Consider the following 24,083-nt stretch of genomic DNA (forward strand, 5'->3'; position numbering starts at 1 on the left):
CGCGCCGGCCAGGGCGCCTCCGACTGGTGGACCATCACCTCCGGCCCCGCCCACCTCCCCCCGCACGCCAGCGCCGTCTACCGCGTCACACCACCCGGCGGCTACCGCACCCTTCCCCCCAGCACCCACACCCCGATCTACCTCATCGCCGTCACCGGCACCCCCATGACCATCACCACCACACAGATCCCGAACCCTCAGTAGGACTGCAGCTCCACCAGCGTGCCGTCCGGTGTCCGCAGGTGGGCAGATCGCAGGCCGGGGCCCCACTCGGGGCGGTCCTGGGGCTCGGCGAGCGCCGACGCGCCGTGCCTGCCGAGGCGGAGCGCCGCGTCGTCGACGTTCTCGACGCGCAGGACGAGCATCGCGGCGTCCTGCGCCGGCGCGGATGGCGGAAGGGCGGCGGTGCCGATGACCTGGGCGATGGTCTTGCGCGCGTACAGCACGAGGACGGCTTCGCCGCCGAGGTCCCAGTTGGCGTAGCCCGCGTCGGGCAGCACCTTGACGGGCTCGATGCCCAGCAGGTCGCGGAGCGCTTCGGTCCAGAAACGGGCCGCGGTGTCGAAGTCCTCGACGAGCAGCCGGGGATACAGGGCGTCCATGAGGGCTGAGCGTACCGGGGCGGTGTGCCGCGCATCCCCCCGCCCGGATCATCCGGTGCGGCCGCCCCAGCGCAGGTCGGCGCGGGCCCACTCGTCGTCCCACGCCCGCATGCGGCCTTCCATCAGGCGGCCCCGGACGACCCGACCGGCCGCCCACACGACACCGCCGGCGGCACCCCCGGCCAGCGTGCCCAGGATGGCCGCCTCCACCTGTGCCTCCCCATGCTGGGGAGGAGCCGACACCAGGGCACCGTGGTCGTCCGTCCAGATGGTGACCCGGTCGCCGGCGTGCGCGTTCTCAGACGCCCTGGCCTGACCGACGTGCACGGAACCGTCCCGGCCACGCCAGCGGACGTCCGCCCAGACATGGTGGTCGTCCACGGCCACCGGGGAGACGGAGTCCTTCGCGTCCCGGGTCAGCACGGCCGACACCTCATGGCGTTCGGCCCGCAGCCGGTCGAAGCTCCGCGCGCCCGCGTCGGCGGTCACCAGCCCGGCGACCAGTCCGCCCGCGACCGCGAGCACCCACACCGCGAGCAGCAGCCAGGCCTCGACGACATCGGTGCGCCGCCTGAGCGGACTGCGCCGCCAGCGCCACAACCTGACCCTCGTGCGGCTTCCACGCCACCCTGTCCTTGCCACCGGTCGACACCCCCAGTGAGCACCGACACCCCCGTTTCCCCCAGTGTCCTCCTCACGGCGGCCAAGAGCACCCGCAGGCCCCGCCGTCCTACGCGCCGTCGTTCCAGTCGTAGGGGCCGCCCTCGCGCCACTCGATCAGCGCGGGGTCGTCGACGGCCCGGTCCTCGGCGGGCAGGCCCGCGCCGTGCAGGAGGTCCAGGACCTCGAACAGGCTGTACGCGGTTCCTACCGGCTCGCCGTCGATGGTCACCTGTCGGCCACCATCCTCGGCGAGCGGAAACACGACCACGGGCGGGCGCTCGTCCATGACACCACGATGCGCCGAACGGGGTCCCGGCGCAGCTCTTGTGCGGCCACACAGGCGGGCCGCCGCTACCCCTGGTGCGGGGGACGCGGTGGTGGGGGCGGGATGGTGGTGAGGCCGGGGGCCGGTTCGGGCCAGACCAGGAGCACCGGGCACGGGGCGTGGTCGAGGACGAAGCGGCTGGCAGGGCCGAGGCTGTGCGGGCCGAGGTGGGTGCGGTCGCCGTCGCGGGCCAGGATCAGCAGGTCGGCGTCCTCGGCCGCGGCGACGACCTCGCGTTCGACGCGGCCGGTGCGCTCGTCCCGGGTGCAGGGGGCGCCCAGGCGGTCGGCGGCGGCCCGCAGGAGCTGGTCGGCGGAGGCGGCGGCGAGGTGCTCGACCCGGGTGCCGGGATCCCGTTCGGACCGGCCGCGGCCGAGCAGCCCGGCGAACGCCCCGCGCGCCACCTCCTCAAGGTCGGCCGGGGTGACGTGCAGCAGGACGATGTCCGCGTCCACGGGGGCGTGGGTGCGGGCGGCGTCCACGCAGGCGGGCCAGGTCCCCTCGACGATCCACACGACGACAGCCATGGCCCCAGTCTGCGCCGTCACCGGGATTTTTGCCTTCACATTACCAAAACATGACTATTGGACTACCCATCCGTGGTCATCATGGTCAACGTCCAAGTTAGGTATGCCTACGCTAATGAACGCGATCATGGCGCGGGCCGGCCGGGGAGAGCCGTATGTGGGATGACGCGTTTCCGAGCTTCCTGATCGGATTGCGGGAAGGACTGGAAGCGGGGCTCATCGTCTCCATCCTGGTCGCCACCCTGGTGCGGGCCGACGCCCGCTCCCGGCTGCCGCAGGTGTGGACGGGCGTGCTCGCGGCGATCGCGCTCGCGATGAGCTTCGGCGCCGTCCTCACCTTCACCGCCGCGTCTCTGACCGCGACCGCCCAGGAGGCCTTCGGCGGCACCCTCAGCGTGATCGCGGTCGCGTTCGTCACCGCCATGGTCTTCTGGATGCGCCGCTCGGCGCGCGGTCTGTCCGGCGAGATCAAGGAAAAGGTCACGGGGGCGCTCGGCATGGGCGCCGGTGTCCTGATCGTCACCTCCTTCCTCGCCGTGGGCCGGGAGGGCCTGGAGACCGCCCTGTTCCTGTGGACCACCGCCCAGGCGGCCGGCGAGTCCGCCGGCCCGCTGACGGGCGCCGCGATCGGCCTCGTGCTCGCGGCCGGTCTGTGCTGGGGCCTGTACCGGCGCGTACTGAAGATCAACCTGACGAAGTTCTTCACCGCGACCGGCGCCGTGCTGATCGTCATCGCGGCCGGTGTCCTCGGCTACGGGCTGCGCGATCTGCAGGAGGGCGGTGTGCTGCCGGGGAAGGCCGCCTACGCCGTCGACCTCAGCGGCAGCGTCGACGCGAGCTCCTGGTACAGCACCCTCGTCCAGGGCGTGCTCAACCTGACGCCGACCATGACCTGGCTCCAGGTCACCGCCTACGTCGGCTATCTCGCCGTGGTCATGACCCTGTTCGTGCGCGGTGTGCGAGTGGCGGCGCCGAAGCAGGCCCACGAGCAGGCGGCCCCGGCCGACAAGGCCCCGCGGGCCGCCCGGCGCCGCCCCGGCTGGGTCGTGCCGGTCGCCGTCGTCACCGTACCGGCGGTGGTCGCGGGCCTCGCCGTCGCGCTCGGCCGTCCCAAGCCCGCCGCCGCGCAGACCGTGGCCGTCTCCGAGACGGAGTGCGGCCAGGGGTTCTCCGCGCCGAAGCCGGGGCGGCAGACCTTCCAGATGCACAACACCGGCGACAAGACCTCCGAGGTGTACCTGGTCGACCCGGCCACCAACGCGGTCTACGGCGAGATCGAGGGCCTCGCCCCCGGTACCACCCGTGCGCTGGTCGCCACCGTCGCCGGCGGCACGTACGCCTGGCGGTGCGTCCCCACCGGCGGCACCGCGGTCACCTCCAAGGCCGTCCGCGTCACCGGCTCGGGAGCGGCCAAGGCGGTCGTCCCGGTCTCCGCGCAGGACCTCGCAGGCCCGCTCGCGCGGTACAAGGCGTACGTCGGCCAGGGCCTCGCCACTCTCGTCGCGCAGACCCGCACGCTGGCCGCCGACGTCAAGGGCGGGCATCTCGACCAGGCCCGCGCCGACTGGCTCAGCGCCCACCGCACCTACTCCTCCCTCGGTGCCGCCTACGGCACCTTCGAGGACTTCGACAAGAAGATCAACGGCAGGGCCGACGGGCTGCCGGGCGGCGTGCACGACAAGGACTTCGCCGGCTTCCACCGCGTCGAGTACGGGCTGTGGCACGGCGAGTCGGCGGCCTCACTGACGGGTCCGGCCGAGCAGCTCGCCGTCGACTCCGCCGGACTGCAGAAGGCGTTCCCGCAGCAGCAGTTCGACCCGGGCGACCTGCCGCTGCGCGCCCACGAGATCCTCGAGAACACCCTGCAGTTCGAGCTGACCGGCGACACCGACGAGGGCAGCGGCTCCAACCTCGCCACCGCCGACGCCAACCTCGCGGGCACCCGCGAGCTGCTCACCGTGCTCAGGCCCCTGCTGACCACCCGCTCGCCGCGGCTGCTGCCGACGGTCGAGGCGGACATCGCGCGGCTGCAGAAGCTCCTCGACGCCGCCCACCAGGGCACCTCGTGGACCCCCGTCGACCAGCTCGACGCGACCACCCGGGCCCGCCTGAACGGAGCCACCGGCCAGCTCCTCGAGGACCTCGCCCCGGTCCCCGACCTGCTGGAGATCCGGAAGTCCGCCTGATGAACCCCGCACACCACGACCCCGCACGCAGCGAAGGGAACCCTCCCATGCCGTCCGCCGAATCCCCCGCCCCGCTGGGGGGCTGCCCCGCCGGTGCCGGGCGCCGCTCCTTCGTGAAGACGGCCCTCGGCGCCTCGGCCGCCGGCGCGGTCCTGGCGGGCGGCGGCTTCGCGCTCGCGGAGGGCGGCGACGGCACCGCCGAGGCCGCCACCCAGCCGCAGAACGCGGCGAAGGTCCCCTTCCACGGCGCGCACCAGGCAGGCATCGTCACCCCCGCCCCCGCGTTCGCCACCTTCGTCTCCTTCAACGTCATCGCCGAGAACCGGAACGAGCTGGCCCAGCTGTTCAGGACGATCACCGACCGGGCCCGCTTCCTCACCGCCGGCGGCACCCCGGCCGACCTCGGCGTGGGTGCGCCGCCCTCCGACAACGGCATCCTCGGCCCGGCGGTCCCCGCCGACGGCCTCACCGTCACCGTCGGCGTCGGCGCGTCCCTCTTCGACGACCGCTACGGTCTCGCCAAGGCCCGTCCCCGCCGGCTGACGCCGATGCGGACCTTCCCCAACGACAACCTGAAGCCGGCCGAGTGCCACGGCGACCTGTCCCTGCAGATCTGCGCCGACCGCCAGGACACCGTCCTGCACGCGCTGCGCGACATCGCCCGGCACACCCGCGGCGCCATGCAGATCAAGTGGCGCATCGACGGCTTCCAGAACACGCCCCGGCCCACCGGCGCGCAGCGCAACCTGCTGGGCTTCAAGGACGGCATCGCCAACCCGGACGTCACCTCCGCCCGCGAGACCGGCCGGCTGGTCTGGGTCGGGGACGGCGACGGCGAGCCCGCCTGGGCGACGGGCGGCAGCTACCAGGTGATCCGCGTCATCCGCATGCTGGTGGAGTTCTGGGACCGGGTCTCCCTCACCGAGCAGGAGAAGATGTTCGGCCGCCGCAAAGACACCGGCGCCCCGCTCGACGGCGCGGTGGAGACCGACATCCCGAACTACGCCAAGGACCCGCACGGCACGGCGATCCCCCTCGACGCCCATATCCGCCTGGCCAACCCGCGCACCGCGAAGACCGACAACACCCGTATCCTGCGCCGCGGTTACAACTACGACCGCGGGATCGACGACGTCGGCAACCTGGACATGGGCCTGGCGTTCTGCTGCTATCAGCAGGACGTGCAGCGCCAGTTCGAGGCCACCCAGACGCGTCTCATCGACGAGCCGCTCGTCGACTACATCTCCCCCACCGGCGGCGGCTACTTCTTCGCCCTGCCCGGCGTGCGCGACGCGGCCGACTGGCTCGGCCGCGGACTGCTGGCGGCCTGAACCCGCGGTCAGGGGCCGGGGCGGGCCAGGCCGAGGTCGTAGGCGAAGATCACGGCCTGGATGCGGTCGCGGGCGCCGATCTTGGCCAGGACCCGGCCGACGTGCGTCTTCACCGTGGACTCGGAGACGACGAAGCGGGCGGCGATCTCGCCGTTGGTCCAGCCCTTGCCGATGGCGACCAGGATCTCGCGCTCGCGTTCGGTGAGGGCCGCCAGCCGGGCGTCCTCCTCCGCGTCGCTCCGTCCGCCCGGCACGTGCCGGGCGTACTCGTCCAGGAGGCGGCGGGTGAGCGCCGGCGCGATGACGGCGTCGCCGCCGGCCACGGCACGGATGCCGGCGAGGAGTTCGTCCGGGCGCGCGTCCTTGAGCAGGAAACCGCTCGCTCCGGCGCGCAGGGCGGCGTGGACGTACTCGTCGACGTCGAAGGTGGTCAGCACCAGGACCCGGGAGCGGCCCCCGGCGGCGGTGATCCGGCGGGTGGCCTCGATGCCGTCCATGCCGGGCATGCGGACGTCCATCAGGACCACGTCGGGGTGCAGTTCGGCGGTCTTGCGGACCGCCTCGGCGCCGTGCGCCGCCTCGCCGACCACCTCCGTCTCAGGGATGGAGTCGAGCAGCACCCGGAAGCCGTAGCGCTGCAGCGGCTGGTCGTCCACGACGAGCACCGTGGTCATCGCACGCCGTCCCGGGGTGCCCGCTGCAGGGTGGCCTCCACCGCCCATCCGCCGCCGCTCGCGGGTCCGGCGCTGACGCTCCCGCCGTACAGCGCCGCTCGTTCGCGCATGCCCACCAGTCCGTGTCCTTCCTCGTTCCGGGGTCCGGGGCGTCCGCCCGGTCCGTCGTCACGGACCCGGATGACCAGGCGGTCGTCCTCGGCGATGAGGGACAGTTTCACCCGGGTGCCGGCGCCCGCGTGCTTCAGGGTGTTCGTGAGGGCTTCCTGGACGATGCGGTACACCGTCAGCTGCGTCCCGCCGTCCAGGGCGTCGACGTCGCCGACGGTGCGGTAGACGACGTCCAGACCGGCGGTGCGCACACCGTCGCACAGCGCCTCGATGTCCGCGACAACGGGCTGCGGGCTGAGTTCGGGCACGCTGGACGAACTGTCCGAGGCCTCCCGCAGGACGCCGAGCACGCGCCGCAGCTCGCCGAGGGCGGTGCGGCCGGTGTCGCCGATGAGCTGGAGGGCCTCCTTGCCGCGCTCGGGGGCGAGGTCGGTGGCATAGGCCCCGGCGTCGGCGAGGGTGATCATGACGGACAGGTTGTGGCCGACGATGTCGTGCATCTCGCGGGCCACCCGGGCGCGCTCGCTGGCCGCCGCGAGCCGGCTGCGCTGGTCGCGCTCGATCTCCAGGCGGGCGGCCCGCTCGCGCAGGCCGGCGAGCTGGGCCCGGCGAATGCGGATCACCAGGCCGAGCGCGAGGGCGGCGGTCGCGGTGCCGAGCAGGAAGAACAGCGCGTCCCAGACGGACATGGCCGCCGACACCCGTACCGCCACCAGGACCATCGCGGCCGCCATGGCGCCGCAGGCCCAGGGCAGCTGCCGCAGCCGCCCGTGCAGGGCAAGGCTGTACAGGGCGATGAACAGGGCGACGTCCGCGCGCAGCGCCGCGCCCAGAGACCACTGGAGGACGAACACGGCCGCTATGACGGCGAAGGCCGCCAGGGGCCTGCGCCGCCGCCACAGCAGCGGCAGCACCAGTCCGGCCTGGAGGAGCAGCATGACGGCCAGGGGCAGCCGGGTGACGGCGAGCCGGAACCGGTGGTGGCTGCCGCCGTCCCCGGCGCCCCCGTGCAGCAGGTCCGGCAGGCAGAACAGGAGGAAGGCGAGGACCACCACAGCGGTGTCCAGCGCCCAGGGATGTGCCCGGTCCGCCTGGCGCAGCCGCTGGCCGCTCCGGGCGAACCGGGCGACCAGCGGTCCCATCCCGCCGAAGTCGCCGGCGGGGGTGGTCGTCGTCAAGGTGGTCACCTGCCCCATGGTGCGGGCGTCAGACGTCGCTGCGCACCAGCCGGTACGCCGCGCCGGCCAGGGCGAGCGCCGTCCAGCCGAGGAAGACCAGCAGTCCGGCGCCGGGTGAGAGGGTGGTGCTGTCGTGGGTCAGGGCGAAGATCGACTCGCCCGCGTTGCTCGGCAGGTAGGGGCTGATGTCGTCCTTCCAGGAGCTCGGCAGCAGGGACAGCAGCCCCGGGATGAGCATGAAGGAGGCGACGAACACCGAGATGCCGCCGGCCACGGAGCGCAGCAGCGCGCCCAGCGCGGTGCCGATCACGCCGACCAGGCCGAGGTAGAGCCCGGCGCCCAGCAGGCTGCGGACGACTCCCGCGTGCGAGATGCCCATGGCGGCGGGCGTGCCGGAGACGATGCCGCTGCCGAACCCGAAGGCGACGAACGCGCCGATGGTGCCGATCACCAGCGCGACCACGCCGAACACGGCCGCCTTGGACCACAGCACGGGCAGCCGGCGCGGCACGGCGGCCAGCGTCGAGCGGATCATGCCGGTGGAGTACTCGCCGGCCGTGACCAGCACGCCGAGCACGCCGAGGGCGAGCTGGGCGAAGTTCGTGCCGAACAGGGACAGGCTCACGGCGGTCGAGCGCGCGAAGTCCGGGTCCATGTGCTGCCCGGAGTCGATCCCGGACTTGTAGCGGCTGGCGGCGATCAGGCCGAAGGCCACGAGGAAGAGCAGGCCGAGGCCCAGGGTGATCCAGGTGGAGCGCAGCGACCACAGCTTGGCCCACTCTGCGGCCAGCACGCGCCGTCCGGTCACCCGGTAGGCGGGGCGGGCGGGGGCGGAGGCCGGTGCCTCGACGGTGTCGACGACGGTACTCATGCCGCACTCCCCTCGGCCGCGAGGGCCTCGATGCCGGTGGTGCCGTGGTATTCCACGGCATCCCTGGTCAGGTTCATGAACGCTTCCTCCAGCGACACCGACCGCGAGGTCAGTTCGAACAGCGCGATCCCGTGCTCGGCCGCCTTGAGGCCGATCTCGCGGGTGCTGAGCCCGGTCACCTGGAGCTCCTCGGAGCCGGCCCGGCCGGTGATGTCGACGCCGGGACCGGCGAGGACCTCCCGCAGCCGGGCCGGGTCCTGGGTGGCGACCTTCACCGTGTCGCCGCCCGCCTCGCGGACCAGGTCCGCGACGGTGGTGTCGGCGAGCAGCCGGCCGCGGCCCACGATGATCAGGTGGTCGGCCACCAGGGCCATCTCGCTCATCAGGTGGGAGGACACGAACACGGTCCGCCCCTCGTCGGCGAGCGCCTTGAGCAGGTTGCGGATCCACAGCACGCCCTCGGGGTCGAGCCCGTTGACCGGCTCGTCCAGCATCACCGTCTGCGGGTCGCCCAGCAGGGCGGCCGCGATACCGAGCCGCTGGCCCATGCCCAGGGAGAAGGCTCCGGCCCGCTTCTTGGCCACGCTGCCGAGGCCGGCCAGCTCGATGACCTCGTCGACGCGGCGCCGGGGGATGCCGTGGGTGAGCGCGAGCGCGTTCAGGTGGTTGTAGGCCGAGCGGCCCGGGTGGATCGACTTCGCCTCCAGCAGGGCGCCGACCTCCTGGAGGGGCGCCCGGTGCTGGGCGTAGTGCCGGCCGTTCACCGTCACGGAGCCGGCGGTCGGGGCGTCGAGCCCGATGACCATGCGCATGGTCGTGGACTTCCCCGCGCCGTTGGGTCCGAGGAACCCGGTCACCGTGCCCGGCCGGACGGCGAAGTCCAGGCGGTCGACGGCCGTCTTCTCGCCGTACCTCTTGGTCAGCTGCTGTGCGTCGATCATTCGCGTCTCTTCCTGTCGGACACCGGCGCCCGTGACGCCTCACCGACCACGCTAGGTTCCGCGGCGCCGTGATCCGTGGTACCGGGGACTGATCCACACGGGCCGGGTGGTACCGGGGTACTACGGCGGCGCCCGGTCCGACGGCCCCACCACGGGGGTTCGCGGGGCCTGCGGAACGAGTCGACCCGGCGGGTCGGTGATCGGCTGTCCGTGTGACCGGAGGGACTTCCTACTGCGGGCGCAGTAGGGCGAAGTGTCTGCGAACGCCCGACGACGAGAGGGTGCCGGACTGCGAGCGTGAGGGTGGGCCGGGGTGCCGGCCCTTTCGCGTGGCGTATCCCTGGAAAGGCTCGTCGATGTCTCCTCTCGCCCGCTGGTGCCACCGGCACCGGCTCGCCGTCGTCCTGGTCTGGGTGGGCCTGCTGCTCGCCCTCGGGGCCGGGGTCGGTGCGGCCGGCAGCGCCTTCGGCAACAGCCAGACCTCGCAGAACACCGACTCGGCCAAGGCCACGGCGCTGCTGCAGGGGGCTTCGAACAGCGCGGCGGGCAAGAGCGGCAGAGTCGTCTGGCAGACCGCGGAAGGCAAGGTCAGCGGAGCCGCGGCCGAGCGGGCGATGAGCGGTGCACTGGCACGCGTCTCCGCCGCGCCGGGCGTCGCCTCCGTGACCAGCCCGTACACGGCCGCGGGGCGGGCGCAGGTCAGCAAGGACGGCCGTACGGCCTACGCCACGGTCTCCTTCGCCCGTGACGTGGCCGACTCGCAGGTCGCGCACGTCAAGGAGCTGGCGACCGCTCCGGAGTCGAAGAGCCTGCACATCGCGCTGAACGGGCAGGCATTCACCGTGAACCCGGCACCCAACCCGGTCGCCGACGCCCTGGGCATCGCGCTCGCCTTCGTGGTGCTGCTGTTCGTCTTCCGGGCGGTCTGGGTGGCGGTGCTGCCCATCGTCACAGCGATCGTCGGCGTCGGCACCTCCGCGGTCACGGTGATGCTGCTCAGCCACGTCATCACGCTGTCCAGCACCACGCTGACCCTCGGCTCGCTGATCGGCCTGGGCGTGGGCATCGACTACGCGCTGTTCATCGTCAACCGGCACCGCGCCAACCTCAAGGCCGGGAGGGGCGTCGCCGAGTCGATCGCCAAGTCCCTCGACACCTCCGGCCGGGCCGTGGTGTTCGCCGGACTGACCGTGGTCGTCGCCCTGCTGGGCATGCTGACGCTGAACGTCGGGATCCTCAACGGCATGGCCGTCGGCGCGGCCGTCACCGTCGTACTGACGGTCCTGGCCGCCGTCACCCTGCTGCCGGCGCTGCTCGGCCTGATCGGGGTGCGGGTCCTCGGCCGACGCGAGCGCCGCGAACTCGCCGGTGGTGCGGTCACTCCCCAGGGCGGGGCCGGGCTGTGGGATCGGTGGGCGGCGCGGGTGCAGGCCCGGCCCAAGGCCCTCGGTCTGCTCGGGCTGGTCGTGGTGGCGGCGCTCGCGTTGCCGACCCTGTCGCTGCGCCTGGGCGCGTCCGACGACGGCAACCTGCCCACGACGTCGACCAACCGGCAGGCGTACGACATGATCGCGGACGGTTTCGGGCCCGGCTTCAACGGCCCCCTCGTCCTCGCCGTCCAGGCCCCGACCGCCACCGACCGGGCCGCCGCGGCGCACCTGGTCACCAGCCTGCGGCAGGTCGACGGCGTCGCCGGCGCCACCGCCGCCCCCATGAAGGAGGGGCAGACCGTCGGTGTGATCTCCGTCGTGCCGACGACGTCCCCGCAGTCCGCGGCCACCTCCGACCTGATCGGCCGGCTGCGCGGCGACGTCATCCCCCGGGCGCAGCAGGGCACGTCGCTGAAGGTGTACGTCGGCGGGCTCACCGCCAGCAACGACGACTTCGCGTCGGTCCTGATGGGCAAGCTCCCCCTGTTCGTGCTGGTGATCGCGGCGCTCGGGTTCCTGCTGCTGACCGTCGCCTTCCGCAGCCTGCTCATCCCCGCCGTGGGCGCCGTGCTGAACATCCTCAGCATCGGGGTCGCCTTCGGTGCCATCGTCGTCGTCTTCCAGTACGGCTTCGGCGCCTCGCTCCTCGGACTCGGCGCCGCCGGACCGATCGAGTCGTTCGTGCCGATCCTGGTGGTCGGCATCATGTTCGGCCTGTCCATGGACTACCAGGTCTTCCTGGTCAGCCGGATGCGGGAGGAGTGGGCGCACACCGGCGACAGCCACCGGGCGGTCCGCGTGGGCCAGGCGGAGACCGGCAAGGTGATCGCCGTCGCCGCCACGATCATGTTCTGCGTCTTCGGCTCCTTCGTGTTCGGCGGCATGCGGGTGATCTCCGAGTTCGGGCTGAGCCTCGCGGTGGCCGTCGCCCTCGACGCGCTGCTGATCCGGATGGTGGTCGTACCGGCGCTCATGCATCTGTGCGGACGGGCGAACTGGTGGCTGCCGCGCCGGCTCGACCAGGCCCTGCCGCGTGTGTCCGTGGAAGGGCCGCCGCCGGAGCCGGTCGTGCCGCCCCACGCGGCACGGGAGCCGCAGACCGCCGGCCTGACCGACTGAGCCGCGGACGGCCCGTGCTCCTCGCAGCGCTCCATACAGTGAGGGAATGGACGTGAGAGTGGTGTGGCGGCGGTGGCTGGCCCGTCATGAGCGGATCCGGGACGTGCTCCCCACGGTACCGGTGACCCTGGTCGCCGTGGCCGCGACCGCCGTCGGCGAGTCCGGCTGGCACGAGCCGCGTTGGGCCGAGGCGGTGTGGACGGCGCTGTCCTGCCTTCCGCTGGTCTTCCGCAGTCGCCGGCCGCTGGGTGTCGCCCTCGTCACCCTGGCCCTCGACCTCGCGCTCATGTCCTTCGCCCCGTACATCGCCCTGACTCCGGCGGCGAGCCTCGTCGCCCTGTACACACTCGCCGTCCGCGGGAGTCGGCGTACCGCGTGGATCGTCGGCGTCGCCGCCTCCGTGGCGATCACCGGGGTGTACTCCGCCTCCCACCCGGACGCCGTGCTGGGGGCCAGCAGCCTGGTGCGGCTCGACCTCGCGATCGCGGCCACCGCGCTGGGCCGCGCCGTCCGCAGCCGCCGCGACCACCTCGCCGAGGCCAGAGCGCGGGTGGAACTCGCCGAACGCACCCGGGAGGAGGAGGCCAGGCGCCGCGTCACCGAGGAACGGGTGCGCATCGCACGCGATCTGCACGACGTCGTGGCCCACCACATCACCCTGGTCAACGCGCAGGCCGGAGTGGCCCACCACCTCCTGCGCACCGACCCCGACCGGGCGTACGAGGCCCTGGCCCACATCAAGGAGACCAGCCGCGCCGCGCTCGACGAACTGCGGGCCACCGTCGGTCTGTTGCGCCAGCCGGACGACGCGGCCGACTCCCGGGCACCGCTGCCCGGACTGGCCGACCTCGACACCCTTCTCGGCGGCATCCGCGCCGGCGGTCTGCCCGTGACGGTGACCCGCACCGGCCTGCCCCGGCCCGTGCCCCCGGCGACCGGTCTGACGGCCTACCGCATCATCCAGGAGTCCCTCACCAACACCCACAAGCACGCCTCGGCAAGCCACGCCGTGGTGGCCCTGGAGTACGGTGTGGCGACCCTGCGGGTCGTCGTCACGGACGACGGCCGTCCGCGGGCGCCCCAGGGCCCCGGCACCGGCCACGGACTGATCGGCATGCGGGAGCGCGCCACGGCCCTCGGGGGCACCGTCACCGCCGGTCCGCACCCCGACGGCGGCTTCCAGGTCGTCGCCGAACTGCCGCTCTCGCTCGCCCCCGCCACCGTCTGACGCACCCCACGAGGACACTCCGCCCATGACCATTCGCGTGCTGCTCGCCGACGACCAGGCTCTGCTGCGCGGCACCTTCCGGCTGCTCGTCGACGCCCAGCCGGACATGGAGGTCGTCGCGGAGGCCGCCGACGGCCGCGACGCGGTGCACCTGGCCCGGTCCGAGCGGGCCGACGTGGTGGTGATGGACATCCGCATGCCCGAGGTCGACGGCATCGAGGCCACCCGCCTCATCGGCCGGGACGAGGATCTCGCCGGGGTGAAGGTCCTCGTCCTGACGACCTTCGAGGTGGACGAGTTCGTCATCGAGGCGCTGCGGGCGGGCGCGAGCGGCTTCCTCGGCAAGGGCGTCGAACCGGCCCAACTCCTCGACGCCATCCGCCTGGTGGCCACGGGCGAGGCGCTGTTGTCGCCCGCGGCGACGAAGGGCCTCATCGCCCGCGTCGTCGCCCAGCCCGCGGCGGGCGACCTCGTCGATCCCGGCCGCCTCGCCACGCTCACCCCGCGGGAGCGCGAGGTGATGACCCTGGTGGCCACGGGCCTGTCCAACGACGAGATCGCCGAACGGCTCTTCGTCGCCCCGGTCACCGTCAAGACCCACGCCAACCGGGCCATGGCCAAACTCGGCGCCCGCGACCGTGCCCAACTCGTCGTCATCGCCTACGAGACGGGTCTGGTCCGCGCCGGAGAACGGCAGAACTGAAGGGGCGGTCGTCCGGCCTTCGCCACGTCAGCGGCGATTGACAGGGCGGTATAGTTCAGCCGTCAACTGCCAGTGCGCGCAGGTGAGTTCTCCCGCTTTTCCCTCTCCCCTCACGACCTCACCGAAAGCCTCCTGTTCGTGGCCCTCACCGTGTACGAGGACCGGCCTGCCGGTCGGCATGCCGCCATTCCGTCCGGCAGTCTCTTTCGGCGAATCTATGCTCCGCGCGCGAGTGACGCGCTGGCGTTCTCCATCTCCACGTACGCCATGCCGCTCCTGGTCCTGACCCTCACCAGTTCCGCGTCCTTGACGGGGCTTGCGTTCGCGTTGGAGTGGACCCCCCGCATCGCGGCGTTCGTCCTCGCCGGCAATGTGGTGGACCGGCGCGGCGCGGCGATCGTGTGCTTCCTCGCCTCCCTCGGACGGTCCGTGGTGGTGGGGGTCTCGGCGGTGGCCCTGACCATGCTGCCCCGAGGCACCACCGAGACCGCGGTCGTTCTGGTGCTGGCGGCGGTGACCGGGACGCTGTCCCAGTTCGGGTTCGTCGCCAACGAGGCCGTGGGGGCGGTGATCACCCGGCGCAAGGAGGCCCGGCCCCACGGGATACAGGCGGTCCTGGTCGGCATCGACCAGACGGCCACGGTCGTCGGACCCCTGGTCGCCGGCTTCCTCCTGCTGGCGGGACCGGCGTGGATGCTGGGGTTTCTCAGCGCGGTGTCCCTGTTCGCGGCCGTGCTCGGGCTGCAGACCCCGCCGACCCCGTTGCGGGCCGCCGCCGCGGACGGCATGGGCACGGGCAGCGGACTGCGCAAGGGCCTGCGTACGCTGCTGAAGCTGCCCGCCCTCGGCTGGCTGGTGGCGGGCCTGACCTGCTCCAACCTCGCCCTCGGTCTGCTCCAGTCCGCGAGCCCCGTGATCGTGGTGGAGAACCTCGGGCGCTCGCCCGCGAGCGTCGGCACCATGTGGTCCGCCGCCGCGGTGGCCACCCTCCTGGCGATCACGTGCTGTCGGCTCGCGCTGAGCCGTGTCGACCTGTGGGCGGTGGGCGTGGTGTCCGCGACGCTCGCCGCCGCGGCCTGCCTGGCCCTGCCCCAGGCGCCGTCCTACGTCTCCTACACCCTCCTGGTCGCGATCTTCATGGCGGGTGACGGCGGTCTCACGGTCGTACTGCGCACCGTGCGCTCGGTCGTCATCCCGGCCAACGCGCTCGGTGCCACGCTGTCGCTGACCATGCTGCTGTTGCTGCTGCCCTTCCCGGCCGCCGGCGTGCTCGTCGCGCTCACTCCGCCGCCCCACCTCGGCAGGGTGGTGCTGGGCTGCGCCGTCCTGCAGGCCGTCGCGCTGTTCGTCACGTTCTTCAGGCTCCGCGGGGCGCCGGCGCTGCGCATGACCGCCGATCGATCATGACAAACGCGGGGCGTCGTCCGCGTGTTCCCCGGTGACGAGGTAGACCACGCGACGGGCGATGGAGACCGCGTGGTCGGCGAAACGCTCGTAGTAGCGGCCGACCAGCGTGACGTCGACCGCCGTCTCCACCCCGTGGTGCCAGCGGTCGTCCATCAGATGCTGGAAGATCATGCGGTGCAGCTCGTCCATGCGGTCGTCGTCCTGCTCCATCTGCAGGGCGGCATCCACGTCGTGGGTGATCAGGACCTCCGCCGCTTGGGCCATCAGACGCTGCGCGAGCTGGCCCATCTCCAGGATCGTGCGGCGCAGGTCCCGGGGCACGGCGTGCGCGGGATGGCGGCGCCGGGCCAGCTTCGCCACGTGCTCGGCCAGCACGGCGCAGCGCTCGAGGTCCGCGCTCATCCGCAGTGAGGTGACCACGACCCGCAGGTCCGTCGCGACCGGCTGCTGCCGTGCCAGCACCGCGACCGCCCGTTCCTCCAGGTCCCGCTGCAACTCCTCGACCTGGCCCTCGGCGGTGATGACGCTCTCGGCCGCCGGGAGGTCCGTGTCGAGCAGGGCGCCCGTGGCGCGGCCCATGGCCGAGCCGACCAGGTTCGCCATCTCCACGAGCGCCTCGCTGATCGCGTCGAGCTCCTTCTGATACGCCTCGCGCACCGGTCCTCACCGTCCCGTTCTCAGCCGCCTGCACCGGCTGCCAGACTCGCACACCGGTCGCGCGAGGCGACGCGAGGGACCGCTGTCCTGCTCAGCCCTTCCCGGTGAGGCGCCAGATCTGGTTCTTCTTGGTGGCGAGCGCGCTCGCCGGATCGCAGGTCCACTGGTGGATCAGGGCGCCCGGTGCGGTGGAGACGTTGCTGACGTCGACGCACTTGCCGCTGTGGACGGCGACGAGCTGGTAGTCCTGGCTGTTGCCGAGCGCGGTGACGGGGTTGAGGGTGAACATCTGGTTGGGCTGGCCGTTGCAGGTGTACTGGATGACGGCGGCGTCGTCGGCCGTGGAGGCACCCTTGACGTCCAGGCACTTGCCGCTGAGCTCGTTGACGACGGTGTAGGTGTTCGTCCGGCCGGCGACCGGCTTGAAGTCCAGCATCTGCTGGTAGCCGCCCTCGCAGTAGTACTGCTGATACTGCGTGCCGTCGGTGGTGCTGAGGTTGGTGTCGTCCAGGCACTGGCCGCTGTTCTCGCTCACCGCGACCGTGGAGACGGTCGTGTTGGAGGGCGGGAGCAGGGTGACGGTGTAGCCGTCCTTGGCGTTGGTGTAGGGGATGGTCACCGAGGCGGCGTTGTTGCTGACGGTCAGCGTGGTGTCGGAGACGGTGGTGGGACCGGTGACGGCGCCGCCGCTGTTGTAGGGGATGCGCTGGACGACGGCGCGGACCCGGCCGTTCTCCACGACCGAGGTGGTGTTCAGGCCGGTGAGGTTGACGGTGACGTTGCCGGTGTTGCCGTTGCTGCCGATCAGGACCTTGGCGTTCTTGGCGGTGTTGTCCTTGGTGGCGAGGCCGTCGGTGCCGGCGCCGGGGATGTAGTTGACGATGTTGCCGGTCTGGGAGCCGTAGTAGCGGTACATGAACCACTCCCCCAGCGGCAGGTACTGGCCGGAGCTGTTCTTGGTGAGCAGGTTGGCCTCGTCGTCGTGCAGGGCGGTGCCCATGGCCCAGTTGCCGCGCAGGCCGTCGGCGCCGGCCCGCTCCAGGCGGCCGATGAACCAGGCGCCGCCGCCGGGGTTCTGCTGCGACAGCGCGCCGTACTCGTTGATCTGGTACGGGCGGGTGTTGGTCAGGCCCGCGGCCGCGAGTGTGGAGTTGGCGCTCGAAACGCCCGGGACCGGGTCTGCGGGTTCGTCGTGCCAGCTGTAGATGTCAGGGGCGACGTTGTTGGCCTTGACGTAGTTGAGGTAGGTGGTCCACCAACTGTTGGAGGAGGTGGGCTGGCCGGCCATGCTGGGCCCGACGATGAGCTGGCCGGGGAAGTTGGCCCGCACCGCGGCGTAGAACCGCGACCACATCTGCAGGTACTGACTCTGGGACCGAGCCCAGAAGCCGCTGCCGTCCGGCTCGTTCCACAGGTCCCACTCCACCGTCATGTTGTTGGCCTTGACGTCGGAGAAGAGCTGCTTGACGAAGTTGTCGAAGAGCGTCCAGTCACCGTTGTCGCCGGGGAAGGCCTGGCTGGTGGTGCCATCGGCGCCCCACAGGTCGTGCGGCAGGATGACGAAGGTGCCGCCGAGGGCGACGGTGCGCTTGTACTGGGCCAGGGTGGAGTTCCAGCGGGTCTGGTAGTCGGCGAGGCTGGTGGCGTAGCCGCCGCTGTTGAGCTGCGCGCCGCCGGCCCGCATGAAGTGCCACTTGATGTCCTTGAAGAAGTGGTCCTGCGGCAGTGAGCCGTCCGGCGTCATGCCGTAGATCATGCCCGAGGCGCGGTAGGTCGGGGCTCCTCCGGCGGTGGCGAAGTCGACGGTGACGCTCGTGTCCGCGGCCTGCGACGGGCCGGCGGGCACCAGGGTCGTGGCCACGGCGGCCAGGAGGACGGCGAGGGATGCGACCGTCTTGCGTCCGGTGGGTGTTCCTGGTCTGGGCAGTGTGCTGCGCAGGTTCATGTGCGGCTCCTGAACGGGGGGGATCGGACCGGGACTTCAACGGTCCCGGGGCTGTGGGGGGGGAGGCGGCAGGTCAGCTGCCTTCTCGGTGGGCGTGTGCTTCGGCGAGGAGGAGGTAGCTGCTGGCGGTCCAGGTGTAGGCGCGGTCGCGCAGGCCCGTTCCGGTGAGGGCGTCGAAGTTCTCGGCGAAGCCGTGGGTCTCGCACAGGGCGCGGAAGCGGGCGCTGATGTCGTCGGCCAGCCGGTGGTGACCGGCGCGGCGCAGGCCGTCCTCGACGAGGACGGTGGCGGGGGCCCAGATCGGGCCGCGCCAGTAGCCGTCGGCGAGGTAGTGGGGTGAGGTGGTCAGTTCGGTGGCCAGGCCGTACGGGGTGAGGTGGGCCTTGATGTGGTCGGCCAGCGCGCTGCTGACCTCGCCGGGCAGGTGCTCGCCCAGCACGACGGGCATCAGGTCGAGGAGGCTCGCGCTGCTCCAGGTGTCCCCGGTGGCCGCCGACCGGGCGACGAACCGGTCTCCGGTCCAGAGCTGGTCGAGCAGCGCCGTCTGGGTCTCGGTGGCGGAGGAGGCCCACCGGTCCGCCTCCGCCGTTCTTCCCAACTCGGTTGCCAGGTTCGCGAGTTCGCGCATCTGGAGGATGAGGAAGGCGGCGAGGTCGGCGGTGACGACGACCCGCTCGGGGTCGAAGGTGGTGGCGTTGTCCCAGCCGCTGTCGTTGCCGTGCTGGTAGTGGGGCAGTCCGGCGCCCGGGGCGCGTCGCGCGGTGAGCCAGAACTCGGTCCAGCGGGTCAAACGGTCGTAGGCCTCGGCCAGTTGGCCCCTGTCGGGCGGCGTGGGCAGGCGGCGGCGCAGGTGGCCGAAGGCCCAGCCGTGAATGGGTGGTTTGACGAAGTTGTACAGGACCTCGGAGTGGGTCACCGAGTCGGGCAGGGCGCCGGCGGCGTCCTGGTGGTCGAAGGGCACGTGGAACTGGTCCATCGCCAGCTCCGCCGAACCCGGCGCCAGGGCGAGGGCGTTGAAGCAGTGGTCCCAGCTCCAGACCTTGTCCATCCAGTGCTTGGACATCAGTACGGCGGGCCGGGTGACCAGGCCCGCCGGGCGTACGGTCGCCGACCAGACGACGTAGGCGGCGAGTTCGGCCGCCGGGGTGGCCGGCGAACGCCAGGGGGCGACCGCGTCGACGAAGCCGGCGAACGCGCGCCGCGCGCTCTCCACGACCTCGTCGAAGGACCACCGGGGTGCGAACGGTGGGCGGGCGGTGTCGAGTTCCTCGACCGCGAGCTCCCAGGTGCCGTCCGCCGTCACGGCGACACCCCGGTCCGCGCTGCCCAGGGCCTGGTCACCGACCGCCTCGGCGAGAGTGCCGGACACCACGGTGACGCGGTAGCGGCGTCCGGTCTCGTACGACGTGAACACGTGCGCGCCCGCCGCCGGGTCGTGGAAGAAGTAGGTACCGCTGAACGGGGTGAGGGCACGTGCGGCGGCGAAGATTCCGAAGCCCAGGCCGCTCCCCCGCAGCCGCACCGTGTCCGGCGACTCGTACGCGAGGTCGACCCGCCCGCTCTCGCCGGCCCAGCTGAGCAGGCCCGGTGTCGCCTCGACCCGGGTCTCGGCGCGGTCGCCCGTCGCCGCGTCGAGGGGGACCAGGCGCAGGACGCCGTGCATGCCGTTCTGGTGGGAGACGAGGTGGAGGTCGTCGGCGTACGTCTTCTCCGCCACCACGGGCGAGAGGTCGAACCAGGAGCCGCAGGTGCTGAAGGGTATGTCGCGGACGGAGAAGGCCGGGCCGGCAGGGGCGGCGGTCATGGGGCGTGACTCGTTTCTGGAGCAGGGGACGACAACAGGCGGCGCGGGCCAGGTCAGGGGAAGGGCATCGCTCTCCAGGGGGGCAGAGACGTGACGACTGCTCAGTCCTTCACCGCACCGGCGGCCACGCCGGCGGCGACGTAGCGCTGGGCCAGGACGAGGATCACCGCGGCGGGCAGGGAGGCGACCACGGCGGTGGCCATGATGGCGTTCCACTGCTGGTTGTTGTTGCCGATGTAGTGGTAGATGCCGAGCGTGATCGGCTCGTGGGCGCCGCCGCCGTCGAGGGTGCTGGCGAAGACGAAGTCGGACCAGGACCACAGGAACGCGAACAGGGACACGGTGACCACGGCGTTGCGGCTCATGGGCAGGACGACCGACCAGAAGGTGCGCAGGGTCCGTGCCCCGTCGACCTGCGCGGCCTGGAGCAACTCGCCCGGGATGCCGGACATGAACGCCGTGAAGATCAGGACCGCGAACGGCACGGCCAGGGTCGAGTCGGCGACGATCAGGCCGGGGACGGACTGGAGCAGGCCGAGTTGGAGGTAGATGGCGTAGAAGCCCATCGCCATGATGATGCCGGGGATCATCTGGGCGGCCAGCAGGACGAAGCTCAGGACGCCGCCGCCGCGCGGGCGCAGCTTGGCCAGCGCGTAGCCGGCCGGCGCGGACAGGGCGACGGTCAGGACGACGGTGCCCAGACCGATGACGAGGCTGGTGCCGAGGTAGGGCAACTGCTCGTGCAGCACGGTGCGGTAGCCGGTCAGGGTGCCGTGCAGGGGCAGCAGGTCCGGGGGGCTCTTGCGCATGTCCTGGTCGCGGGTGAGGGAGACGTTGATCATCCAGTAGACGGGGAAGAGCATGACCGCGGTGAGGAGGACGCCGACGGCCGTCTTCCAGCGAGCCTTCATGACAGGGCCTGCTTTCTCTGCACCCGGACGTACACCAGGCCGAAGACCAGGGCGGCGACGACGAGCAGGTTGCCGACGGCCGCGCCCGGGCCGAAGGCGGGGAGCAGGTTGCCGAAGCCGAGCCGGTAGGACCAGGTGGCGAAGGTGGTGGAGGAGTCGGCCGGGCCGCCCTTGGTCATGATCCAGATGATGTCGAAGACCTTCAGTGTGTAGACCAGCCCGAGGAGCAGGGTGATCGCGGAGACCGGGCGCAGCAGCGGGAAGGTGATGCTCCAGAAGCGGCGCCAGGCTCCCGCCCCGTCCAGGGCCGCGGCCTCGTACAGTCCGGCCGGGATGGACTGCAGCCCGCTGTACAGCACGACCAGGTTGAACGGGACGCCGATCCAGATGTTCGCGATGATCACCGAGGGGAGCGACCAGGAGGGTGAGGTCAGCCAGTTGACCGGGCTGATGCCCACCGCGTGCAGAACGGCGTTGACCACACCCGACTCGCTGTTGAGCATCCACGACCAGGTGGACGCCGACACGATCAGTGGCAGCAGCCACGGGACGAGGAACAGGGCGCGCAGGGTGGGCGACAACCGGAAGTTCTGGTTGAAGAAGACGGCGAGGGCGAGCCCGATGGCGTACTGGAAGACCAGGCACACGGCGGTGAAGAGGGCGGTGTGCAGCAGGGCCGGGGCGAAGGTCGGGTCGTCGAAGACCTTGCGGTAGTTGGCCAGGCCCGTGAAGGGGGCGTCGCCCTGGACGAAGGAGCGCACGGTGTAGTCGCGCAGGCTCAGATCGAGGTTGCGGTACAGCGGATAGGCATAGAAGAGGGCGAGATAGACGGTCACCGGGGCCAGGAATCCCCAGGCGGCCCACTGGGTGGAGGTGGGCCGCCGGCCCGTCGGGCCGCGGGCGGGGGGCGGGGCGGTGACCGCCCCGCCCTGGCCGGGCACGGACCGGTGGTCCGGCGGACGGGTCGTCTGCTTCATCTGCTTCACAGGGCTCATGTCACTTGGCCGCGGCCTGCGCCGACGTCAGCGCGTCCTTGGGCGACTTGGAGCCGCTGAGGGCGGACTGGACGGCCTTCCACATCTGCTCGGAGATCTTGGGGTACTTGGTGCCCAGGTCGTCGCTGGTGCGGCCCTTGGCCGACTTGACCGCGGCGACCCACGGCTTGAGTTCGGGGTTCGCGGTGACCTGCTTGTCCTGGACCTCACTGGTCGGGGCCACGTAGGACAGCGTGGTGTCGGTGGTGTAGAGGTTGGCGGTGCTGGTGAGGCAGGTCGCCAGCTTCTGGGAGGTGGCGTAACGGCCGGTGTCCTTCTGCACGGGGACGGTCACGAACTCGCCGCCGGTCGGGGCCGCGGCGGTGCCGCCCGTGGCGGCCGGGATGGGCAGGACACCGTAGTCGAGGCCGGCCTTCTTGGCGTTGCCGAGCTGCCAGGTGCCGTTCTCGCTGAACGCGTAGTCGCCGGTGGCGAACTCCTGCCAGCTGGTGGTCTGGGTGTTGTTGAGGACCGAGTTCGGGGCGTAGCCGTTCTTCAGCCAGTCCTTCCACAGGGTCAGCGCGGACACGGCCTGGGCGGAGTCGAGTTGGGTGAGCTTGGCACCCGAGCCCCACAACCAGGGCAGGAACTGGAAGCTGCCCTCCTCGGTACCGATCGCGGAGAACGTGATGCCCTTCTTGCCCGCCTGCTTGACCTTCGCCAGGGCCGCCGTCAGCGAGGCCCAGTCCTTGACGGAGGCGATGTCTACGCCGGCCGCCTTCAGGACCTTCTTGTTGTAGTAGAGGGCGAGGGTGTTGGCGCCGATGGGTGTGCCGTAGGTCTTCCCGCCGGACTGTCCGGCCGCCAGCAGGTTGGGGTCGACCTTCGAGGTGTCCAGCTTGGTGTCGGCGGTGGTGGTGAGCACGCCCGCCTCCGCCAGGGTGGACACGACCGGGTTGTCGACGATGAGGACGTCCGGGGAGTTGCCCTGCTGGGCGGCGAGGAGCGTCTTGTTGCCCAGGTCGCTCGTGTCGAACGCGGTCCGCTTGACCTTGACGCCTGCCTTGGCGCCGCACTGGTCGAGCAGCTTCGCCCAGTCCGAGGTCTTGTCGAACTGCGGGTAGGGGTCCCAGATGGTGTACGAGCCGCCGCCGGCGCCCTTGGTGTCGGTGCTGCCCGAGCCGGAGGAACAGGCGGTGGCCGTGACGGTGACGGCGAGGGCGGTGAGGGCGGCGGCGGTCAGACGGCGGTGTCTGGAGGAGCTGTTCATCGCGGGAGTCCTTTGTTTCGGGCATGCGGGTGCCGAGGCACGGGGTGATGAGGCACGGGACGACGAGAGGAGGCGGGCACGGCGAACGGCGCTGTGGAGCGGTTCGGGTGTCCGGTGAGGTGAAGGGGGCTTCGGTGGTCCGCGCGGGGCGGTCAGGGCGTCGTCGGGGTTCCCGCGGGTCCGGTGCTGGCCCGCAGGGAGATCGGGGGGGTGAGGAGGTGGTGCCGGGGCGGCGCCTCGGGGTTGTCGAGGCGTTCCACGAGCAGGTCGACGGCGCGGCGGCCCATCTCCTCCGCCGGCACGTCGGCCGCGGTGAGCTGCGGGGTCACCGTCTCCGCCCAGCGGCCGGCCACGACCCCGGTGACGGAGAAGTCGCGCGGCACATGGCGGCCGGCCTCGCCGAGCCCCCGGTACAGGCCGCCCAGGGCGGCCTCGTTCAGCGTGACCAGGGCGGTGGTCCCCGGGTCGTCGTGCAGGATCTGCTCCAGGCAGGCCTGGCCGGAGGCGGCGTCGTCCCCGCAGCAGTAGGTGCGCACGGTCAGCCCGCGTTCGGCGGCGGCCTTGGTGAAGCCGTCCAGGCCGCGGTGGGCGGACTCGTATCCGGCCCGCAGCAGTTGCTGGGGGCGGTTGACGAAGGCGACCCGGCGGTGGCCCAGGTCGGCCAGGTGGTGCACGCAGGCCGCCGCGAGCGCGGTGTGGTCCAGGCCCACCCACCAGCCGCCCTCCGGACGGGCGGTGCGGCCGATGGCGACGCAGGGGAAGCCGAGGGCGGCCAGGTGGTCGACCCGGTCGTCCTCCAGCCTGATCTCCATGAGGATGGCCCCGTCGACCCGCCGCTCCCCCAGCAGGCGCTGGAAGGAACGGTCGCTGTCCACGCCGCTCGGTGAGAGCAGGACGTCGTAGTCGTAGGCCGCCGCGGCCTCCACCACGCTGCCGATGAAGTCCAGCTGCATGCCGGTGTAGTGGTTGCCGGCGGGCGGGAAGACCAGGCCGATGGTGCTGGTGCGTCCGTTGGCCAGGGCGCGGGCGCTGGCGTTGGGCTGGTAGCCCAGCTCGTCGATGACCTGCTGGATCTTACGCCGGGTGCCGTCCGAGACCGGGCGCTTGCCGCTCAGCGCGTAGGACACGGTGCTGCGCGAGACACCGGCCCGGCGGGCGATCTCACCGATGTTCACTCGGACTCCTTCGTCGAACCGGTTCGCGTGAAGTGAAGGTAGGAACTGCCC

The 24,083-nt window shown here is 71.9% G+C and carries 21 protein-coding genes and 1 pseudogene; 7 read left to right on the forward strand and 15 right to left on the reverse strand.

What is annotated here, in order from left to right; translation table 11 throughout:
• Positions 1–204 (forward strand): annotated as a pseudogene (locus ACIRVK_RS09750) (hypothetical protein); the annotation flags it as partial.
• Here ACIRVK_RS09750 and ACIRVK_RS09755 read toward each other — a convergent pair.
• The 4 genes from ACIRVK_RS09755 to ACIRVK_RS09770 all read right to left on the reverse strand — a co-directional run bounded on the left by ACIRVK_RS09755 (position 198) and on the right by ACIRVK_RS09770 (position 2,117).
• Positions 198–602 (reverse strand): VOC family protein, encoded by a 405-nt coding sequence (locus ACIRVK_RS09755; protein WP_404244957.1) that lies wholly within the window; start codon positions 600–602, stop codon positions 198–200. The pseudogene ACIRVK_RS09750 and the gene ACIRVK_RS09755 sit on opposite strands and share 7 nt — an antisense overlap.
• Positions 603–650: 48 nt before the next feature.
• Positions 651–1,244 carry a hypothetical protein gene (locus ACIRVK_RS09760; RefSeq protein WP_404244959.1) on the reverse strand — a complete coding sequence of 198 codons (594 nt, stop codon included), beginning with the start codon at positions 1,242–1,244 and terminating at the stop codon, positions 651–653.
• 88 nt (positions 1,245–1,332) lie between these two features.
• Positions 1,333–1,551, reverse strand: coding sequence for a hypothetical protein (locus ACIRVK_RS09765; RefSeq protein WP_404244961.1), 219 nt, complete (start codon positions 1,549–1,551; stop codon positions 1,333–1,335).
• A 65-nt stretch (positions 1,552–1,616) separates the two neighbouring features.
• Positions 1,617–2,117: a universal stress protein gene (locus ACIRVK_RS09770; protein WP_404244963.1), complete on the reverse strand. Its 501-nt coding sequence runs from the start codon at positions 2,115–2,117 to the stop codon at positions 1,617–1,619.
• A 155-nt stretch (positions 2,118–2,272) separates the two neighbouring features.
• Between ACIRVK_RS09770 and efeU the strand changes: the two genes are divergently transcribed.
• Together efeU and efeB are read left to right on the forward strand one after the other, a co-directional pair.
• On the forward strand, positions 2,273–4,303 hold the full coding sequence (gene efeU / locus ACIRVK_RS09775) for an iron uptake transporter permease EfeU (protein ID WP_404244965.1): 2,031 nt from the start codon (positions 2,273–2,275) through the stop codon (positions 4,301–4,303).
• Positions 4,304–4,350: 47 nt separating this feature from the next.
• On the forward strand, positions 4,351–5,634 hold the full coding sequence (efeB, locus tag ACIRVK_RS09780; protein ID WP_404244967.1) for an iron uptake transporter deferrochelatase/peroxidase subunit: 1,284 nt from the start codon (positions 4,351–4,353) through the stop codon (positions 5,632–5,634).
• A gap of 8 nt (positions 5,635–5,642) precedes the next feature.
• Here efeB and ACIRVK_RS09785 read toward each other — a convergent pair whose 3' ends face one another.
• From ACIRVK_RS09785 to ACIRVK_RS09800, 4 genes are all read right to left on the reverse strand, one after another.
• Positions 5,643–6,308, reverse strand: a complete 666-nt coding sequence (locus tag ACIRVK_RS09785; RefSeq protein WP_404244969.1) for a response regulator — start codon at positions 6,306–6,308, stop codon at positions 5,643–5,645.
• Positions 6,305–7,561 (reverse strand): sensor histidine kinase, encoded by a 1,257-nt coding sequence (locus ACIRVK_RS09790; protein WP_404245552.1) that lies wholly within the window; start codon positions 7,559–7,561, stop codon positions 6,305–6,307. Before ACIRVK_RS09790 ends, ACIRVK_RS09785 begins: the two co-directional genes overlap by 4 nt.
• A 64-nt stretch (positions 7,562–7,625) precedes the next feature.
• Positions 7,626–8,468, reverse strand: a complete 843-nt coding sequence (locus ACIRVK_RS09795) for an ABC transporter permease (RefSeq protein WP_404244971.1) — start codon at positions 8,466–8,468, stop codon at positions 7,626–7,628.
• Positions 8,465–9,409 carry an ABC transporter ATP-binding protein gene (locus ACIRVK_RS09800; RefSeq protein WP_404244973.1) on the reverse strand — a complete coding sequence of 315 codons (945 nt, stop codon included), beginning with the start codon at positions 9,407–9,409 and terminating at the stop codon, positions 8,465–8,467. The genes ACIRVK_RS09795 and ACIRVK_RS09800 overlap by 4 nt, the downstream gene beginning before the upstream one ends.
• Before the next feature lie 356 nt (positions 9,410–9,765).
• Here ACIRVK_RS09800 and ACIRVK_RS09805 point away from each other — a divergent pair, with 356 nt between their 5' ends.
• From ACIRVK_RS09805 to ACIRVK_RS09820, 4 genes are all read left to right on the forward strand, one after another.
• Positions 9,766–11,958 carry an MMPL family transporter gene (locus ACIRVK_RS09805; protein ID WP_404244974.1) on the forward strand — a complete coding sequence of 731 codons (2,193 nt, stop codon included), beginning with the start codon at positions 9,766–9,768 and terminating at the stop codon, positions 11,956–11,958.
• 46 nt (positions 11,959–12,004) lie between these two features.
• Positions 12,005–13,186 (forward strand): sensor histidine kinase, encoded by a 1,182-nt coding sequence (locus ACIRVK_RS09810; RefSeq protein ID WP_404244976.1) that lies wholly within the window; start codon positions 12,005–12,007, stop codon positions 13,184–13,186.
• Positions 13,187–13,211: 25 nt separating this feature from the next.
• Complete coding sequence (locus tag ACIRVK_RS09815; protein ID WP_404244978.1) at positions 13,212–13,889, forward strand: response regulator; 678 nt, start codon at positions 13,212–13,214, stop codon at positions 13,887–13,889.
• A gap of 138 nt (positions 13,890–14,027) precedes the next feature.
• On the forward strand, positions 14,028–15,296 hold the full coding sequence (locus ACIRVK_RS09820) for an MFS transporter (protein ID WP_404244979.1): 1,269 nt from the start codon (positions 14,028–14,030) through the stop codon (positions 15,294–15,296).
• Here ACIRVK_RS09820 and phoU read toward each other — a convergent pair.
• From phoU to ACIRVK_RS09855, 7 genes are all read right to left on the reverse strand, one after another.
• Entirely contained in the window at positions 15,291–15,953 is a 663-nt protein-coding gene (gene phoU, locus ACIRVK_RS09825) for a phosphate signaling complex protein PhoU (RefSeq protein WP_404244981.1), read from the reverse strand. The two genes, ACIRVK_RS09820 and phoU, sit on opposite strands and share 6 nt — an antisense overlap.
• A 91-nt stretch (positions 15,954–16,044) precedes the next feature.
• Positions 16,045–17,898: an RICIN domain-containing protein gene (locus ACIRVK_RS09830; protein ID WP_404244983.1), complete on the reverse strand. Its 1,854-nt coding sequence runs from the start codon at positions 17,896–17,898 to the stop codon at positions 16,045–16,047.
• Positions 17,899–17,971: 73 nt separating this feature from the next.
• Positions 17,972–19,702 carry an amylo-alpha-1,6-glucosidase gene (locus ACIRVK_RS09835; RefSeq protein ID WP_404244985.1) on the reverse strand — a complete coding sequence of 577 codons (1,731 nt, stop codon included), beginning with the start codon at positions 19,700–19,702 and terminating at the stop codon, positions 17,972–17,974.
• A 101-nt stretch (positions 19,703–19,803) separates the two neighbouring features.
• Positions 19,804–20,613: a carbohydrate ABC transporter permease gene (locus ACIRVK_RS09840; protein ID WP_404244987.1), complete on the reverse strand. Its 810-nt coding sequence runs from the start codon at positions 20,611–20,613 to the stop codon at positions 19,804–19,806.
• Positions 20,610–21,590, reverse strand: a complete 981-nt coding sequence (locus ACIRVK_RS09845; protein WP_404244989.1) for a carbohydrate ABC transporter permease — start codon at positions 21,588–21,590, stop codon at positions 20,610–20,612. The genes ACIRVK_RS09840 and ACIRVK_RS09845 overlap by 4 nt, the downstream gene beginning before the upstream one ends.
• A 19-nt stretch (positions 21,591–21,609) precedes the next feature.
• Positions 21,610–22,857 (reverse strand): extracellular solute-binding protein, encoded by a 1,248-nt coding sequence (locus ACIRVK_RS09850; RefSeq protein WP_404244992.1) that lies wholly within the window; start codon positions 22,855–22,857, stop codon positions 21,610–21,612.
• A 152-nt stretch (positions 22,858–23,009) separates the two neighbouring features.
• A complete protein-coding gene (locus ACIRVK_RS09855) occupies positions 23,010–24,032 on the reverse strand; it encodes a LacI family DNA-binding transcriptional regulator (RefSeq protein WP_404244994.1) in 1,023 nt (340 codons plus the stop codon).
• Positions 24,033–24,083 lie beyond the last annotated feature (51 nt).

Origin of the sequence: Streptomyces sp. NPDC101152, assembly GCF_044768275.1 — a bacterium.
Classification (GTDB): domain Bacteria; phylum Actinomycetota; class Actinomycetes; order Streptomycetales; family Streptomycetaceae; genus Streptomyces.

What these genes read in the sequence shown, in the direction of transcription:
- ACIRVK_RS09755 (WP_404244957.1), bottom strand. Translation starts at nt 602, where the DNA reads ATGGACGCCCTGTATCCCCGGCTGCTCGTCGAGGACTTCGACACCGCG.
- ACIRVK_RS09765 (WP_404244961.1), bottom strand. Translation starts at nt 1,551, where the DNA reads ATGGACGAGCGCCCGCCCGTGGTCGTGTTTCCGCTCGCCGAGGATGGT.
- ACIRVK_RS09770 (WP_404244963.1), bottom strand. Translation starts at nt 2,117, where the DNA reads ATGGCTGTCGTCGTGTGGATCGTCGAGGGGACCTGGCCCGCCTGCGTG.
- efeU (WP_404244965.1), top strand. Translation starts at nt 2,273, where the DNA reads ATGTGGGATGACGCGTTTCCGAGCTTCCTGATCGGATTGCGGGAAGGA.
- efeB (WP_404244967.1), top strand. Translation starts at nt 4,351, where the DNA reads ATGCCGTCCGCCGAATCCCCCGCCCCGCTGGGGGGCTGCCCCGCCGGT.
- ACIRVK_RS09785 (WP_404244969.1), bottom strand. Translation starts at nt 6,308, where the DNA reads ATGACCACGGTGCTCGTCGTGGACGACCAGCCGCTGCAGCGCTACGGC.
- ACIRVK_RS09790 (WP_404245552.1), bottom strand. Translation starts at nt 7,561, where the DNA reads ATGGGACCGCTGGTCGCCCGGTTCGCCCGGAGCGGCCAGCGGCTGCGC.
- ACIRVK_RS09795 (WP_404244971.1), bottom strand. Translation starts at nt 8,468, where the DNA reads ATGAGTACCGTCGTCGACACCGTCGAGGCACCGGCCTCCGCCCCCGCC.
- ACIRVK_RS09800 (WP_404244973.1), bottom strand. Translation starts at nt 9,409, where the DNA reads ATGATCGACGCACAGCAGCTGACCAAGAGGTACGGCGAGAAGACGGCC.
- ACIRVK_RS09805 (WP_404244974.1), top strand. Translation starts at nt 9,766, where the DNA reads ATGTCTCCTCTCGCCCGCTGGTGCCACCGGCACCGGCTCGCCGTCGTC.
- ACIRVK_RS09810 (WP_404244976.1), top strand. Translation starts at nt 12,005, where the DNA reads ATGGACGTGAGAGTGGTGTGGCGGCGGTGGCTGGCCCGTCATGAGCGG.
- ACIRVK_RS09815 (WP_404244978.1), top strand. Translation starts at nt 13,212, where the DNA reads ATGACCATTCGCGTGCTGCTCGCCGACGACCAGGCTCTGCTGCGCGGC.
- ACIRVK_RS09830 (WP_404244983.1), bottom strand. Translation starts at nt 17,898, where the DNA reads ATGAACCTGCGCAGCACACTGCCCAGACCAGGAACACCCACCGGACGC.
- ACIRVK_RS09835 (WP_404244985.1), bottom strand. Translation starts at nt 19,702, where the DNA reads ATGACCGCCGCCCCTGCCGGCCCGGCCTTCTCCGTCCGCGACATACCC.
- ACIRVK_RS09840 (WP_404244987.1), bottom strand. Translation starts at nt 20,613, where the DNA reads ATGAAGGCTCGCTGGAAGACGGCCGTCGGCGTCCTCCTCACCGCGGTC.
- ACIRVK_RS09845 (WP_404244989.1), bottom strand. Translation starts at nt 21,590, where the DNA reads ATGAAGCAGACGACCCGTCCGCCGGACCACCGGTCCGTGCCCGGCCAG.
- ACIRVK_RS09850 (WP_404244992.1), bottom strand. Translation starts at nt 22,857, where the DNA reads ATGAACAGCTCCTCCAGACACCGCCGTCTGACCGCCGCCGCCCTCACC.